The organism is Kitasatospora sp. NPDC088742 (assembly GCF_055584905.1).
The window spans coordinates 1-15,142 of record NZ_JBVJLD010000075.1; the positions used below are offsets into that span (position 1 = coordinate 1).

At 73.0% G+C, this 15,142-nt stretch carries 13 protein-coding genes; 9 read left to right on the top strand and 4 right to left on the bottom strand.

Annotated elements, in window-relative coordinates:
- Positions 1–126 precede the first annotated feature (126 nt).
- The gene (locus tag ACZ6ZR_RS36215; RefSeq protein WP_465649890.1) at positions 127–1,350 is read right to left on the bottom strand and encodes a cytochrome P450; all 1,224 of its coding nucleotides are present in this window, start codon (positions 1,348–1,350) and stop codon (positions 127–129) included.
- Positions 1,351–1,362: 12 nt separating this feature from the next.
- Positions 1,363–2,673: a condensation domain-containing protein gene (locus ACZ6ZR_RS36220; RefSeq protein WP_465649892.1), complete on the bottom strand. Its 1,311-nt coding sequence runs from the start codon at positions 2,671–2,673 to the stop codon at positions 1,363–1,365.
- Positions 2,674–3,108: 435 nt separating this feature from the next.
- Between ACZ6ZR_RS36220 and ACZ6ZR_RS36225 the strand changes: the two genes are divergently transcribed.
- From ACZ6ZR_RS36225 to ACZ6ZR_RS36245, 5 genes are read left to right on the top strand one after another with little or no spacing between them, the layout of a single operon-like run.
- Positions 3,109–4,293: an MFS transporter gene (locus ACZ6ZR_RS36225; RefSeq protein WP_465649894.1), complete on the top strand. Its 1,185-nt coding sequence runs from the start codon at positions 3,109–3,111 to the stop codon at positions 4,291–4,293.
- Positions 4,294–4,305: 12 nt separating this feature from the next.
- Positions 4,306–5,325, top strand: a complete 1,020-nt coding sequence (locus tag ACZ6ZR_RS36230) for a TauD/TfdA family dioxygenase (protein WP_465649896.1) — start codon at positions 4,306–4,308, stop codon at positions 5,323–5,325.
- Positions 5,322–5,567: an acyl carrier protein gene (locus ACZ6ZR_RS36235; RefSeq protein WP_465649898.1), complete on the top strand. Its 246-nt coding sequence runs from the start codon at positions 5,322–5,324 to the stop codon at positions 5,565–5,567. The genes ACZ6ZR_RS36230 and ACZ6ZR_RS36235 overlap by 4 nt, the downstream gene beginning before the upstream one ends.
- Complete coding sequence (locus ACZ6ZR_RS36240) at positions 5,568–6,944, top strand: ATP-grasp domain-containing protein (RefSeq protein WP_465649900.1); 1,377 nt, start codon at positions 5,568–5,570, stop codon at positions 6,942–6,944.
- Positions 6,934–7,881, top strand: coding sequence for a GNAT family N-acetyltransferase (locus ACZ6ZR_RS36245; RefSeq protein WP_465649902.1), 948 nt, complete (start codon positions 6,934–6,936; stop codon positions 7,879–7,881). The genes ACZ6ZR_RS36240 and ACZ6ZR_RS36245 overlap by 11 nt, the downstream gene beginning before the upstream one ends.
- Positions 7,882–7,902: 21 nt before the next feature.
- Here ACZ6ZR_RS36245 and ACZ6ZR_RS36250 read toward each other — a convergent pair whose 3' ends face one another.
- Positions 7,903–8,304 carry a hypothetical protein gene (locus ACZ6ZR_RS36250; RefSeq protein WP_465649904.1) on the bottom strand — a complete coding sequence of 134 codons (402 nt, stop codon included), beginning with the start codon at positions 8,302–8,304 and terminating at the stop codon, positions 7,903–7,905.
- A gap of 194 nt (positions 8,305–8,498) precedes the next feature.
- On the opposite strand from ACZ6ZR_RS36250, the gene ACZ6ZR_RS36255 reads away from it, so the two are divergent.
- The 3 genes from ACZ6ZR_RS36255 (at position 8,499) to ACZ6ZR_RS36265 (ending at position 12,686) form a co-directional block, all read left to right on the top strand.
- Entirely contained in the window at positions 8,499–10,469 is a 1,971-nt protein-coding gene (locus ACZ6ZR_RS36255) for a galactose-binding domain-containing protein (RefSeq protein ID WP_465649906.1), read from the top strand.
- A 567-nt stretch (positions 10,470–11,036) separates the two neighbouring features.
- Positions 11,037–11,621, top strand: coding sequence for a TetR/AcrR family transcriptional regulator (locus ACZ6ZR_RS36260; RefSeq protein WP_465649908.1), 585 nt, complete (start codon positions 11,037–11,039; stop codon positions 11,619–11,621).
- 84 nt (positions 11,622–11,705) lie between these two features.
- Positions 11,706–12,686 carry a zinc-binding dehydrogenase gene (locus tag ACZ6ZR_RS36265; protein ID WP_465649910.1) on the top strand — a complete coding sequence of 327 codons (981 nt, stop codon included), beginning with the start codon at positions 11,706–11,708 and terminating at the stop codon, positions 12,684–12,686.
- A gap of 86 nt (positions 12,687–12,772) precedes the next feature.
- On the opposite strand, the gene ACZ6ZR_RS36270 is transcribed toward ACZ6ZR_RS36265, so the two are convergent.
- Entirely contained in the window at positions 12,773–13,270 is a 498-nt protein-coding gene (locus ACZ6ZR_RS36270; RefSeq protein WP_465649912.1) for a phosphoribosyltransferase, read from the bottom strand.
- A gap of 190 nt (positions 13,271–13,460) precedes the next feature.
- Here ACZ6ZR_RS36270 and ACZ6ZR_RS36275 point away from each other — a divergent pair, with 190 nt between their 5' ends.
- Positions 13,461–15,092: a pentapeptide repeat-containing protein gene (locus tag ACZ6ZR_RS36275; RefSeq protein WP_465649914.1), complete on the top strand. Its 1,632-nt coding sequence runs from the start codon at positions 13,461–13,463 to the stop codon at positions 15,090–15,092.
- The last annotated feature ends 50 nt before the right edge of the window (positions 15,093–15,142 follow it).

Consider the following 15,142-nt stretch of genomic DNA (forward strand, 5'->3'; position numbering starts at 1 on the left):
TGCCGTGGGGGCGCGCGGGGGGGGGGGCCGGCCCCCCGGGCTCCCCCTTCGGGGCTTTCTGCGGCGCCGGGGCCCCCCCCCCCCCCGGGGGGGCCCCCCCGGGGGGGGCCCCGCCCGGCGGCCGGTTCAGCCGTCCCAGGTCACCGGCAGTGCGGCGAGGCCGTGCAGGACCGCGCCGTCCCTGGCCGACAGCCCGCCCGGGTCGGCGGCGAGCCGGAGCCCGGGCAGCCGGGCCGCCAGGGTGGAGAAGACCACCTCGAGCTCCAGCCGGGCCAGGTGCTCGCCCAGGCACCGGTGGATGCCGTGACCGAAGGCCAGGTGCCGGGAGGTGTCGCGCCGCAGGTCGAGCCGCCACGGCGCCGGGTACACCGACGGGTCGTGGTTGGCCGCGGCCCCGAGCAGCAGGACCCCGTCGCCCTCGCGGATGGTGGTGCCCTCGACCTCGATGTCCGCCGACGCCACCCGCGCGGTGACCAGGTCGGCGATCGAGAGGTAGCGGAGCAGCTCCTCGACCGCGCCGGGGAGCAGGGCGGGCTCGGCCCGCAGGAGCGCCAGCCGCGCCGGGTCCTGGAGCAGGGCGAGCAGCCCGAGCGTGATCATGTTCGTGGTGGTCTCGTGCCCCGCGGTGATCAGCGCGCCGGTGAACTCGACCATCTGCCGGTGGTCGTAGTCACCGGCCTGCCGGTAGCGCCGGACGAGCCTGCCCAGCAGGCCGTCGCCGCCGCCGGACTCCACGGCGGCCACCGTCGCGCCGATCAGGGCGCGCAGCTCCGCCGAGGCGGCCCTGGCCCGCTGCTCCCCGGTGGAGCGGTCCAGGACGGCGGAGGAGAGCCGCTGGAGCGCGGGCCGGTCGGCCGGCGGGATGCCCAGGAGTTCGCAGATCACCTGGGCGGGGACGGGCGCGGCCAGGGCCGTCAGCAGGTCCGCGGGGCGCGGCCCGGCCGTCATCGCCGCGAGGTGGATGTCCACCACCCGCTGCACGGACGGACGCAGGGCGGCGATCCGGTCGGCCGCGAACTCGCCGCTCACCCGTCTGCGGTGGAGGGTGTGCTCGGGCCGGTCCATGCCGGAGTAGGTCAGCCTGCGCGGACCGTCCGGCGTCGCCGCCCGCTGCTTGGCGACCGGGAAGACCGGGGGGAAGCCGGGGTGGCTGTGCTCCGAGCTGATCCTCGGGTCGATCAGCAGCCGCCGGACGAGCTCGTGCCCGGTGACCGCCCAGGCCACCCGCCCGTCGGCGAACTCGACCCGGGCGACCGGCCGTTCGGCGCGGAGCGCGGCGTACTGCGGTGGCGGGAGGAACAGGCCGTCGCGCGGCCAGGGGAAGGGGAGGGAGGTCGTCGAGGAGGACATCGGGGCCGCCGGTCAGTCGGCGATGCCGTGGCGGATGCGGTCGAGCAGCCCGTCCACGTACCCGGCCACGGTCTCGGCCCGGAACTGGTTCGCGCTGTAGTACCACTCGACGTTCAGCTCGCCGTCGGCGACGAACACGTCGATGCCGTGCACCAGCGCGCGGTTGCCGATCCGGGTGTTGTGGGTGCCGGCCGACTCCTCAGCGCGCTCCAGCAGCGCGGACGGGGCCGAACGGGCGGCCCGGCCCAGGTAGTTCACCATCAGGGCCGGCCGGTCCAGCGCCGCCAGCGGCTCGCGGACCTCCGGGTCCTGGGACAGGTAGCGCAGCACCCCGAAGCTCGCCCCGCCGTGCGGCACCTGCTGGAACACCTCACGGGTGACGTCGAGTTGGCTCGCGAAGCCGGCCCTGGTGTCGAGGTGGAGCGAGACCGGGTGCGCGGTGGCCAGCCACCCGGCGGTGCGGGCGAGGTCGGGCTGGCCGGGCAGGCCGAACCGGCCGTGGCCGATCAGCACGGCCTGGACGCTGTGCTCGGGGCCGCTGCCGTGCAGCGCCCCGACGGTGGCGGTGAGGACGGCCTGCTGGACGTCCGTCCCCCGGGCGGGCAGGAAGGCGCGCAGCAGGCGGGTGGTGGTCTCCCGGTCGAGCCGGCCGGCGGCGAACGCCTCGGTGGCGAAGCTGTTCTCGCCCGGCAGCTCCACCGGGACGGGCTCGGCCGGCCGGCCGATCCGCTGCCAGCGGGGCACCAGGTCGCGCAGCTCGGAGGAGCCGGCCAGGTCGCGCAGCCACCAGGCGAACTCGGAGGCGGAGCCGGCCGGTGTCGCGAAGACCGGCTGCCGCCCGTCGAGCAGGTGGCGGCAGGCCTCCTCCAGGTCCCTGGTCACGATGGGCAACGACATCCCGTCGCAGACGAAGTGATGGAGGATCAGCAGGACCCGCCGCTCCTCACCGGAGAGCCGGAACCAGGCGACCCGGTACAGCGGCCCGTCGGCCAGCGAGAGCGAGGCCTGCAGCGCCTCGCAGCGCGCGGTGAGGACGGCCGCCTGCTCGTGGGGCGGTACCTCGCTGAGGTCCTCGACCACCAGGTCGACCCGGTCCGCGGCCGGCTGCTGGGTGCCCCAGGTGTCCCGGTCCCCGCCCGACAGGTGGGTCCGGAGGCCGTCGTGCCGGTTGACCACGCTGAGCACCGCCGGGGCGAGGAGCTCCGGGGTCAGGGCGGCGGGCACCCGGAAAAGGGCGGTCGCGTTCCAATGGTGTTCGTGGGTCAGACCGCGCGCGAGGAAACGGACCTGTTCGGGGAGCAGGGGAAAGCGGCCGTCTTCCATGTGATCTCCTGTGCTCGGGAAGGTGCAAGGGCCCGCCCGGGGGGAATCTCCGGCGGTGCCGTGGAATCGCGATCCGGGGGCGGATACCGAGGTGAATTCACCTGCCGCCCGACAGTGGGCGCCCCTCGTGAAGCATCAGTAGATCGCCACCTCATGAGTCTGCCCACTTCCCTCGGGTACGGTCAACCCTCGCTCGGGAGCGTCGGGTTCGGGCCACGGACGGTTCTTGACCTTCGGGCACGGAAGGTGCCAGTGTTGTGCAATAGTACTGACGGGCACGGTGCGGGGTGCATCGAGACGTGCCCGTGGTCAATTCACCTGACAGGGGGGCGATGTCACGTGCCTTCACAAGCGGAGCATCATCGTTCGCCGTCGAAGAGCCGACCCGGGAACCGATCGAAGAGCAATCTGTGGGGCAACGGGGACTTTCTCCGATTGTGGCTCGGTGAGAGCGTCTCCCAGATCGGTTCGCAGATATCCTCGCTGGCCCTCCCACTGCTGGCGATCTCCCAGCTCAACGCCTCCGCGGCGGAGGTCGGAGTCCTGAACGCCGCCCAGCTCGCCCCCCTGGCGGTGGTGAGCGCCGCGGCCGGAGTCTGGCTGGACCGCAACTCGCGCTGGCGGGCGATGGTCGTGACCAACTTCGGGCGCGGCGCGATCGTCCTGGCCGTTCCGCTGCTCGCCTTCCTCGGCCTGCTTCAGATCTGGCACCTCTACGTGGCGGGGTTCCTGGCCGGCTGCCTGGGCGTGGTCTTCGAGCTCGCGCTGGTCGCCTACCTGCCCACCGTGGTCTCCCGGGACGAACTCGCCGACGCCAACGGCAAGATGTCGCTCACCTACTCCACCACCCAGACCGCCGGGCCGGGCCTGGCCGGTCTGCTGGTCCAGCTGGTGACGGCCCGGGTGGCCGTCCTGCTGGACGCCGTCAGCTACTTCGTCGCCGGTCTGTCCGTCCTCGCGATCCGCCGCCCCGAGCCGGAGCGCCCGCCGGCCGGCGGCAGCCGCTGGAAGGACTTCAAGGAGGGCCTGCGGATCGCCCTAGGGAACCGCACCCTCCGGTCGATGACGCTGATGAGCGCGTGGTTCAACTTCTTCGAGCAGATCGTCCTGACGCTCTTCCCGGTCTACGCGGTGCGCACGCTGCACCTGACGCCCGGTCAGATCGGCCTCGTCATCGCGGCGGGCGGGGTGGGCGCCACCGGCGGCTCCCTGGTCGCCAGGCGGCTGGCGGACCGGCTCGGGATCTCCACCGCGCTCTCCCTCGGCGTCCTGCTGGCGGCACTGGCGCTGACCGCGGTCCCGTTCGCCCTCGGGCCCCGGCCGGTACAGCTCGCGGTGCTGGTGGCCGGGTTCGTGCTCTACGGCGCCGGGCTGGCGATCTACAACGTCCCGGTCACCACGCTGCGCCAACTCATCACCCCCGAGGGGGCGTTGGGAAGGGTCACGGCAACCCACCGGATGCTCAGCTGGGGCACGACCCCGCTCGGGGCGCTGTGCGGAGGGCTGCTGGGCAGCGCGCTGGGACTGCGCCAGACCATCGGCATCGCGGTGGCCGTCCTGGCGGCCGGCTGCGCCTTCCTGGTCCACCGCCTGGTCGCCAGGATGCCCGAACACACCTGACAGGAGGAGCACATGACGAACCGCGGGGGCGGCACGGCCGCCTGGCGGGGCCCGGAGCTCGCCCGCACCGGAGGACACCTCCAGACCCTGTCCGCCGAGCGGGTCAAGCGCCTGGCGGAGGACCTTCCGCAGGCCTTCCGGCTGCCGGAGGGCGAGCGGGAGGTCCGGTCCTTCCGGGCGCACGCGGCGACCGTGGCCGGCGACGTCGCCGCCGAACTGGCCGACCGGCTGCGCCACGGCCCGGGCCTCGCCGTCCTCGGCGGGCCGGGAGTCGACGGCCTGACGGACGACCAACTCGCCTGGCTGGTCTACGGACTGTCGCTGCTGCTCGGCCGGACCATGGGCCAGAACCCGGAGGGGGAGCTGCTGGTCCCGGTGCGGGACGACCGGCCCGAGGACATCGCGAACGCGCGCGGCTACCGCACCAACGAGCGCATGCTGATGCACACCGACGCGGCAGACGTGGCCGGCCTGGTCTGCCTGCAGCCGAGCGGAGCCGGCGGCACCAGCCTGTTCGCCAGCTCCGCCGCGGTGCACGACGTCCTCACCGACGAGGCACCCGAGTCCGTCCACGAGTACCACCGGCTCTGGCACTGGGACCTGCGCGGCCTGCAGCGGCCGGAGCTCGCCGACACCCTGGCCTCGCCGGTCTTCAGCGTCTACGACGGCGAACTCAGCTGCCGCTACGGCTCGCTGATGCTCCGGCGCGGCGCCGAGGCGGCGGCCGGCGGGCTGACCGCCGGACAGGAGCTGGCCCTCGACCGCTTCGAGGAGGTCTCCCTCCGCCCCGAGCTGACCATCCGTCACGGCCTGGCCCGGGGCGAGAGCGTCTGGGTGAACAACTACCGCGTCCTGCACGGACGCGAGGAGTTCGACGACGGCCCGGCACCGGAGCGGCCGCGGCTGCTGCTGCGCACCTGGATATGGCTGGACGACGGACCACGGCTGGCGGACGCCTTCGGCGAGTTCTCCCGGGTGATCGACTGGGCCCTGGGGAGCGGCATCGGCACAGGATCTCGGGAGGACACATGAGCGGGACCGACGGGCTGACGGTACTGGACAGGGTGCTGGCAACCGCCGCCGACATCTACGAGGGGGAGGTCGAGGCGGAGGTCGAACTCGGTTCCGTCGGCTTCGACTCGATCGAGATGATCCAGCTGGCCGCCCGCCTCGGCGCGGAGCTCGGCGTCCCGTGCACCATCGACGACGTGCTGGCCGGCGGTTCGCTCGGCGGGCTCGCCCGGCTGCTCGACGCCCGGCTCGGGCAGTACTGAATGTACGACGCGGACTCCTCGCCGGGCCCGGGCCGGCGGACCCTGGTGGTCTGCAAGTGGCAGCCGGAGCTGCTGGCCGCGCTCCTGGACCTCGGCGCCGGGGTCCACCTGGTGCTCGACCGGTACGACCTGCTGCACGAGGCGCCCGACGAGGCGGTCCTGCGGCGTTGCCGCACGGTCCAGGTGGTGGGGAGCTTCGACTCGCTGGAGGAGCTCTCGGCCGTGGCCGTCGAGGTGCGGCGGCACGGCGAAGCGGTCGACCTGGTGCTCGGCCACGCCGAACTCAGCCAGTTCGGGGCCGGCTACCTCGGCCTCCTGCTGGGCGCTGCCGAGGCCGCCGAGGCCGCCGAGGATCCGGCGCTCCGGCCGCTACGGCACGTCGCCCACCGCGACAAGCGCCTGATGAAGGAGCTGGTGGCGGAGCGGGGCGTCACCACGGCCCGCCACTGGTCCCTGCCCGACCCGCAGGACCGGGCCCGGGTGGCCGCCATCGGGCGGGAGGCGGGCATGCCCGCCGTCCTCAAGCCGGCCGCCGGCTACGGCTCGATGAGCACCGTCCGGGTCGACAGCGCCGACCAACTGGCGGCGGTGGCAGCCGAGTTCCGCATCAACCCGCTGCTGCGCTCGCAGCACCTGATGGTGGAGGAGTTCGTCGAGGGCGCCGAGCTCTGCGTGGACGCGATCTGGGCCGGGGGCAGCGCCCTCACCTTCGTCCTGCACCGCTACGGCACCCCTCGGCTCGCCCTCGCCACCGCACCCTCGACGGCGGCCGCGGCCGCCCTCGACTCCTCCGAGGTCCTGCTCCGCGAGGAACACCCGGAGCTGTACCGGCGGGCGGAGGAGCTCCACCGGCACGTCAACGCGGCCCTGGGGATCACGGACGGCGCCACCCACCTGGAGGTGTTCGTCCGGCCGGACGGCGGCCTGGTCTTCTCGGAGATCGCCACCCGGATCGGCGGAGGGTGGATCCCGGACCTCCTCAGCGCCCATCTCGGCCATCCCGCCTGGGAGCTGCTCGCCCGTGCCGTCGTCACGGGCAGCTGCCCGCCACCGGAGCGCGCCCACCGGTACACGGCCGCCGTCCACCTCCGGCCCGTCCGGCCGGGCCGGATCGTGGCTTTCCCCGCAGCCGACGAACTCTCCGCCCACCCAGGGGTGATCAGCTGGCGCAGCTCACGCGGGCCCGGGGACCGGGCCAGGCTCGACCACCCCTCGGAGTGGTACCTCTTCGTCGTCCTCGGCGCGGAGACCCCGGAGGAGCTGGACGGACTCCGCGAGGAGATCGTCCGCCGGTTCGTCATCGAGACGACGGACGACCCACCCGGCCGGGGCCGGGGCGGCCCGCCGACGAAAAGGGAAGAAGACCATGCGACTTGAGTCCGACCGCGGCCTGACGGTGGCGGTGACCGACGCCGACGAGGCACTGACCAGGGACTGGAGCGCCCACCGGCACGAGATCGACCTGGTACGGGTCACCGAGGTGCCGGCCGGCCAGGAGGGGCCGCTGGCCGCCGCGGGTTTCGTGCTCAAGCCGGAGTGGCTGATCTGGCTCGCCCCGGCGGGCGCGGACGAGGAGGAGTTCCTCTCCCGGCTCTCACCCAACGGCCGGCACCTGTTCCGCAAGTCGCTCCGGCGGACGGCGGACAGCGGCACCACCGTCGAGGTCAGCCACCCCGTCCGGGAGGACCTGCTGGACCGCTTCCTGACGGTGTACGAGGCACGGGTCGGCCAGATGCCCAACGGGCTGCTGCTGGCCGGCCGGGAGCGGGACGAGTTCCTGGCCGGCGGGGAGGAGTACCTGCTGGTCGCCGCGGTGCGCGGGGAGGAGCTCATCGGCGGGTGCATCTGCCACTACTCCGCGGCCGACTCGATGCTGCGGATCAGGTTCGTCGCGGTGTCGCCCGACCACCACCACGACAGCGTGACCCGCAGCATCTACGCGACCGCCTTCCGCACCGCGCGGACCCTCGGCTGCGAGACCGTCTCGCTCGGGCTCGACCTCAACCTCTACGGGCACGTCGTGCGGCCCGGCCTGTTCAGCTTCAAGGCCAAGCTCGGCTTCACCGCCGTCCCGGTGCAGACCGTCCTGCCGGGCAGGGGAGTGGACGTGGCCGAGCGCATCCTGCGCCTGGACAACCTCACCGACCCCACCCTCGTCCTCGCCTACGACCACCCGGGTCCGTCCCCGGCCCCGTCCCTGCACGGCGAGCTCTTCACCACCGGTCCGGAGGTCGACCTGCGGTCGCTGGACGCCGCCTTCCTCACCGGCTCGCGCACCACGTACCTCGGCCCGCGAGGCACCGCGGCCGGCTGACGGCGGCCGCGCCTTCCGCCCTCAGGCGAGGCGGTACTCCACGAACCCGCGCGCCGGCCGGGCGGCGGCCACCGTCTGCAGCGCGGCCAGCCCGACGAGCACGGCCGCGGCCTTCGGCTGACCCTCCCACAGCAGGCTGGTGCCGTACGCGCTGTGGAACACGGCCAGCGCCAGCAGGCTCCAGCTCCGCCGCCCGGTCCGGCGGCGGAGCACGCGGACCACGTGCGCGATCCCGCAGACCGTGAGCGCCAGGAGCGCCAGGATCACCGCGACCACGGGCACCCCGGTGGTGACTCCCCAAGGCTCCCCGATGTCGGTGAGGCCCACGGCGTACATGGCCATGGACATGAAGGCGGCGAAGGCCAGGGCCATCGCCTCCAGGGCGAGCAGCGTACCGATCACCGCCGTCAGCAGCTCGCGCACGGGGTACCTCCTGATCTCGTCAACGTCGCGCAGCCTATTTGAACAAGTTCAATCTGTCCATCTCCGGCTAGGTAAGCAATTTGCATTGCTGCCACGAGTTTTTGCGTTACTGTACTTATCTCTTGCGGCTTGATGCTCGCGTCACTACGCTTCCCGCCGGACGCGGAGTTGACGGCCAGTCGAAGGAGCTACGGATGGGTGTCACGCGACGGGCGTTCCTGCAGGCCGCGACGGCGGCCGGAGTCGCCGGGGCGGTCGGGATCGGCGAAGGGGTGCTCGCGGTGCCCGCGGCGGCGAGCGGGCCCGGGGACGTGGTCGGCAAGGTGACCGTCGGCTACCAGGGGTGGTTCGCCTGCGCGGGGGACGGCGCGCCGGTCGACGGGTGGTGGCACTGGGCCCAGGACTGGGGCCGGACGCCCTCCGCCGCGAACAGGGCGATCGTCGCCTGGCCGGACGTGCGGGACTACCCGGCGACCTACGCCACCGCCTTCGCCGCCCTGGGCAACGGCCGCCCGGCGACGCTGTTCTCCTCCTACGACCAGAGCACGGTGGACGTGCACTTCCGCTGGATGAAGCGGTACGGCATCGACACCGCCGCCCTGCAGCGGTTCAACCCCACCGGCGGCGAGGGCCCCACCCGCGACGCGATGGCCGCGAAGGTGCGGGCGGCCGCCGAGGCGCAGGGCGTGAAGTTCCACCTGATGTACGACGTCTCCGACTGGACCGGCATGCGGACGGAGATCAAGGCCGACTGGGCCGACAAGATGCGCGCCCACACCGTTTCGCCCGCCTACGCCCGGCAGAACGGGAAGCCGGTCGTCTGCATCTGGGGCTTCGGCTTCGACGACCCCCAGCGGCCGTTCGGCCCCGAGGCCTGCCTGGACGTCGTCAACTGGTTCAAGGCGCAAGGGTGTTACGTGATCGGCGGAGTGCCGACCTGGTGGCGCACCGGCGACCGCGACTCGCGGCCGGGCTTCACCGGGGTCTACCACGCCTTCGACATGCTCTCCCCGTGGATGGTCGGCCGGATCGGCACCGCGGCCGACGCCGACAACTTCTACACCGTGGCCACCCTCCCGGACCTGGCGGACTGCACCGCGCGCGGCGTCGACTACCAGCCGTGCGTGCTGCCCGGTGGGGTCGGCGACCGCCAGCGGGCCCACGGGGACTTCCTGTGGCGGCAGTTCTACAACATGGCGCGGGCGGGCGTGGCCTCGGTGTACGTCTCGATGTTCGACGAGTACAACGAGGGCAACCAGATCGCCAAGACCGCCGAGTCCCAGGCCTGGGTGCCGACCGGCTCGGGCTTCCTGGCCCTGGACGAGGACGGCACCGCCTGCTCCTCCGACTACTACCTGCGGCTCACCGGCGACGGCGGCCGGATGCTCAAGGGCCGGCTCGCCGTCACGGCCGTCCGCCCGACGCCGCCGGTGGCCGGCGGTGACACCACGCCACCCACCGCGCCGGGGAACCTCCGGGTGACCGCCGTGACCGACACCACCGTGGCGCTGGCCTGGACCGCCTCGACCGACGACGTAGGCGTCACCGGCCACCGCGTCCGCCGGATCACCGGCGGCACCGCCACCCCGGTCGCCACCGTCGCCGGTACCACCACCGCCCACACCGTCAACGGGCTTGCGGCCGGCACCGGTTACACCTTCGACGTGCAGGCGCTCGACGCGGCCGGCAACGTCTCGCCGCCCTCCGGCCAGGTCACCGCGACCACCGCCCCCGGCACCACCCCGGCCGTCGACCTCGCCCTGAACCGGCCGACCTCCGAGAGCGGCCACACCCAGGTCTACGGATCGGGCAACGCGGTCGACGGCAGCGCCGACACCTACTGGGAGAGCGCCAACAACGCCTTCCCCCAGTGGCACCAGACCGACCTCGGCACCGCCGCCGCGGTACGGCGCCTCGTCCTCACCCTCCCCCCGGCCGCCGCCTGGGCCACCCGCACCCAGAGCGTCGCCGTCCACGGGAGCACCGACGGGACCGCCTTCGCCCAGCTGCTCCCCGCCACTGCCTGCACCTTCGACCCGGCCACCGGCAACACGGTGACCCTCACCCTCGCCGACGCTACCGTCCGCCACCTCCGGCTCACCTTCACCGGCAACACCGGCTGGCCGGCCGGTCAGCTCTCCGAGCTCCGGGTGTACGGGAGTTGACAGCGGCGGCGCCGCCGCCGGTCGTGTCAGGCAGCCATTCCGATCGCCGTCGGCGACGCGTTCCGGCGCTCGCGCCACGCGCCACGCGCCACGCGCCACCGGCGCCGGCGCCGAGGTCCGGCGGGGGCGGTTGTGTGCCCGCTGCGCCGCCGCTCTTGGTGCGGTTCCGTGGCCGGGCGTCAGTCTCACGGCTTGGCCAGCCCCCGTTCGTACGCGAGGTTGGCCCCGGCGGCGTCCCAGGCCAGCATCAGCTCCGGCCGGTTGGCCAGCCAGAACCGGCCGCGGCTCCGTTGCGGTGCGGGTGGGCAGGGGACGGCCTTGCTCGCCGGGGCGTCGGTGGGACGGCCTCGGCGGATGCGGCTCCCCGGTGCGGGTCGAGCACAAGGGCAAGGGGGAACTCGTCCTCAGCAGGTACAACGAGCCTGTCCAGGCCCCCAAGCCCGCCGCGGACCTGATCGTGCCCCTCGCCGAGATGCAGCGAGTCCTCGAGCTGGTGGCGCCCACGTCCTGACCTCATCCCGAACGGCGGCGGTTGTTCTTGAATGGTCGCTCATGTATGTTCGCCGCATGCCCAGGCCCCGAGAGTTCGATCCCGACACCGTCCTCAACGCGGCCATGCTGCGGTTCTGGGAGCGCGGGTACCGGGCGACGTCCATCGAGGACCTGGTGACGGCGACCGGGGTCAAGCCGGGGAGCCTCTACAGCGCCTTCCCGGGCGGCAAGCACGCGCTGTTCCTGAAGTCGCTGGAGCGCTACTCCAAGCTGGTCGTCCCCGAGAAGCTGGGCGAGTTGGAGGCGGAGGGCGCCTCGGTGGCCGAGATCCGCGGCTACTTCGACGGGCTGGTGCGTGACCTGCTCAGCCCCGAGGGCCGGCAGGGTTGCCTGCTCGTCAACACGGCGATCGAGAACGCCGCCGAGGACGACGGGGCGGCGGCCGTCGTGCGTGGCCACATGGCCCGGCTCGAACGGTGCATGACCCACGCGTTGGAGAACGCCGCCCGCAGGGGTCAGGTGCGCGCCTCGCTGGACTGCGCCGGCAGCGCCAAGCTGCTGGTCGCGACGTGCCAGGGGCTGATGGTCGTCGGGAAGGCGAATCCCGACGAGACGCTCCTGCGGGCGATCGTCGACAACGCCTTCACCGCTCTCGCCTGACGATCGGTCACACGGGCCACCGTAGGCGGTGGCCCTTTACTTCGCATCAATACTTGAATGTGTGCTCAAGAATGGAGCCGGGACATGAAGGCCATCGTCATATCCGCCCACGGCGGCCCCGAGGTTCTCACCCTCACCGACCTGCCCGACCCGGTGCCCGCCGACGGCGAAGTGCTGATCCGGGTCAAGGCGTTCGGCCTCAACCACGCCGAGGCGTACATGCGCAGCGGCGCCTGGGGGAAGGTCGCCGCCGTCCCCGGGATCGAGTGCGCCGGGGTGGTCGAGGAAGACCCGTCCGGTGAACTCCCCGTCGGGACAAGGGTGGTGGCGATCCTCGGGGGCATGGGACGGACCCGCAACGGAAGCTACGCGGAACTGGTGACCGTGCCGGCGACCAACGTGGTGGCCGTGCGCTCCTCGCTGGACTGGGCCGATCTGGCAGCGGTGCCCGAGGTGTACGCGACGGCGTGGAGCGGCCTGTTCGGCAATCTGGACCTGCGAGCGGGCGAGACCGTCCTGGTGCGGGGAGCGACCTCCTCGCTCGGCCAGGCCGCCGTCAACCTCGCGGTCGACCACGGCGCGACCGTGCTCGCCACGACCCGGGACCCGCGGCGAGCGCCACTGTTGAAGGAGCTCGGGGCCGCGGACGTACTCATCGACGACGGTGCGCTCGCCGACCGGATCTCGGAACGGGGGATCGGCGTCGACGCGGTGTTCGACGTCGTCGGCAACAGCGTCCTGCGCGACTCGCTGGCCCTGGTCCGGCCGCGCGGCCGGGTGTGCCAGCTCGGCTTCCTGGGCGGATTCGAGCCGGTGCGGGACTTCGACCCGATCGCCGACCTCCCCAGCGGGGTCCGGCTCAGCTTCTTCGGCAGCGCCTTCGTCCTGGGCACCCCCGCCTTCCCGCTCACCGACGTACCGCTGGACGAGATCTACACCAAGGTCGGCGCCGGTGCCCTCCGGGCCCGTCCCACCCGGGTCTTCCGGTTCGACGAGATCGTCGAGGCCCACCGGGCCATGGAGGCGGGAGAGGCCCTCGGCAAGATGGTCGTCACCCTGGGCTGACCCCCAGCCCCTCGTGCCGACCGCCTCCGAGCGCCACCGGCTCGTTCGGCCGCTTCCCGTTCGGGTCCGGGGAGTCTGACGGTGGGTCAGGCGTCGAGCACCTGGCCCTCGCTCCGGACCACCGGTGGTTCGGTCGACCACGGGAAGTTGATCCAGGCGTCGGTCCGCTTCCACGCGTACTCGCACTTCACGAGGGACTGCGACTTCTCGTAGATGACGGCGGACCGGACCTCGGCGACGTGGCTGAGGCAGAACTTGTGCACCAGCTCCAGCGTCTTGCCGGTGTCGGCGACGTCGTCGGCGATCAGGACCTTCTTCTGGGAGAAGTCGATCGCCTGCGGGACGGGCGCCAGCATGACGGGCATGTCGAGGGTGGTGCCCACGCCCGTGTAGAACTCGACGTTCACGAGGTGGATGTTCTTGCAGTTCAGCGCGTACGCGAGGCCGCCGGCCACGAAGACGCCGCCGCGGGCGATGCTGAGGATGAGGTCGGGTACGTAGCCGTCGTCGGCGATCGTCTGCGCGAGTTCGCGCACCGCCCGGCCGAACGTCTGGTAGTCGAGGGTCTCGCGAATGTCGGTCACGGCGCCCAGTCTCCCCGCCGGGCGGCCCGGCGGCCAGAACCGGCGCGCTGAGGATCCGCGTCCGGCCGCTCGTCGTACGGCCCCTCGGCGCTGCCGGCGACGGTCGGCCCGGATGGTCCGGGTTCGGGTTCGGTAACGGGACGGGAGAACCCGGTCCGCCCACCGGCGGAGGGTGGGAGGGTGCGGTGCCGTGACGACCAACACCGCCCCGCCCGCCTGGCCGGCCTGCGGCTTCGGGCCCGAGCCCGTCAGCCCCGGTTGCCGGGGCCGCTCCGTGGACCCCCACGGCGGATGCCTCGAGCACCTCACCGACCGGGAGCGCGCCGCCTACCTGGCCACACTCAGCCCGGGCTCGGAGCTCGACCACCGCGGTACCACCGTCCCGGCCCGGCACCTGGCCGAGCTGCTGGGGCGGATGACCGACCCGGCCGGTGGAGCCGCCCGGCTCGGGACCGTACGGTTCGCGGAAGCCGGGTTCGTCGGTGACGCCGTGTTCGCGGGCGCCGAGTTCTCCGGGGAGGCCGTCTTCTCCGGTGCGGTCTTCTCCGGTGCCGCGGACTTCGAGGACGTCACCTTCAGCGCCCACGTCGATTTCACGGAGGCCGCCTTCCGCGGCGATGCCAGTTTCGAGGACGCGGGCTTCGGGGGTGAGGCCGACTTCACGAACGTGCTGTTCTCGGGGGACGCCGGCTTCCCGGGGGCGACCTTCGAGTTCGTCGTCGACTGGTCGGTGGTGTCCGACGGCATCCTGGTGCTGGACCGTGCGGTGTTCCGGCGGCCGGTGGTGATCCGGGCCGCCGCCCGCACGCTGTCCTGCCGGCGGACCCACTGGATGTCCACGGCCCACCTCAAGCTCGCCCGCACCCGCGTGGACCTGACCGACGCGGTGCTGGAGGCCCCTCTGACCGTCGCTCCGATCAGAACGGCGCTCGGCCTGCCCGAGAACGCCACGTCCACCCTGCTGGGGTCCTCCTGGGGAACGCGCCGTGAGGTGAAGGTGGTGTCGGTGAGCGGCGTGGACGCCGCGCACCTGGTCCTGGCCGACATCGACCTGACCGACTGTCAGTTCACCGGGGCCGTCCATCTGGACATGCTGAGGATGGACGGCCACTGCAGCCTCGGCGAGCCGCCCACCGGCGTCAGGCGCAGGCGCCTGGTCCCGGTGCGGCACACCCGGCGGGTGGTGATCGCGGAGGAGCAGCACTGGCAGAGCCTCAGGTGGCGCAACCACGGCGGCTGGCGGCCACCCGCACCGGGAGCCGCCGCGGTGCCCGGGCCGGCCGCGTTGGCGGCGGTGTACCGGCAGCTGCGCAAGGCCCTGGAGGACGGGAAGAACGAGGCCGAGGCCGCGGACTTCTACTACGGCGAGATGCAGATGCGCCGTCACAACCCGGCCCGCCCGGGTGGGGAGAAGCTGCTGCTCCGGCTGTACTGGGCGGTGTCCGGGTACGGGCAGCGCGCCTCCCGGGCGGTGGGTTGGCTGGTGGCCGCGATGGCCGTCACCCTGCTCGGGACGGTGCTGTGGGGACTGCCGGCGGACGACCCTAAGCCGGTGTCCGAGGGGACCGTGAGCACGGCCGGGCAGGTGCGGCTGGTCACCGACACCCCGCCCCCGGTCAACCCGCGGGGGCCGCTGGTGGAACGGGTCACGGGCAAGCGGACCGAGAAGGCCGGCCGGGTGGTGGTGAATTCGGTCGTCTTCCGTTCCTCCGGCCAGGACCTCACCACCGTCGGCACCTATCTGGAGATGGGCTCGCGGCTCACCGAACCCGTGCTGCTCGGCCTCGCCCTGCTCGCCGTCCGAAGCCGCATCAAGCGCTGACGCGGCCACTCCCCACCCGGGCCGTCCGGCCGCCGGAACGGACTCGGCCG

Bases quoted from the DNA above. Each gene is read 5' to 3' on its own strand.
- ACZ6ZR_RS36215 (WP_465649890.1), bottom strand. From the start codon at position 1,350: ATGTCCTCCTCGACGACCTCCCTCCCCTTCCCCTGGCCGCGCGACGGC.
- ACZ6ZR_RS36220 (WP_465649892.1), bottom strand. From the start codon at position 2,673: ATGGAAGACGGCCGCTTTCCCCTGCTCCCCGAACAGGTCCGTTTCCTC.
- ACZ6ZR_RS36230 (WP_465649896.1), top strand. From the start codon at position 4,306: ATGACGAACCGCGGGGGCGGCACGGCCGCCTGGCGGGGCCCGGAGCTC.
- ACZ6ZR_RS36235 (WP_465649898.1), top strand. From the start codon at position 5,322: ATGAGCGGGACCGACGGGCTGACGGTACTGGACAGGGTGCTGGCAACC.
- ACZ6ZR_RS36240 (WP_465649900.1), top strand. From the start codon at position 5,568: ATGTACGACGCGGACTCCTCGCCGGGCCCGGGCCGGCGGACCCTGGTG.
- ACZ6ZR_RS36245 (WP_465649902.1), top strand. From the start codon at position 6,934: ATGCGACTTGAGTCCGACCGCGGCCTGACGGTGGCGGTGACCGACGCC.
- ACZ6ZR_RS36255 (WP_465649906.1), top strand. From the start codon at position 8,499: ATGGGTGTCACGCGACGGGCGTTCCTGCAGGCCGCGACGGCGGCCGGA.
- ACZ6ZR_RS36260 (WP_465649908.1), top strand. From the start codon at position 11,037: ATGCCCAGGCCCCGAGAGTTCGATCCCGACACCGTCCTCAACGCGGCC.
- ACZ6ZR_RS36265 (WP_465649910.1), top strand. From the start codon at position 11,706: ATGAAGGCCATCGTCATATCCGCCCACGGCGGCCCCGAGGTTCTCACC.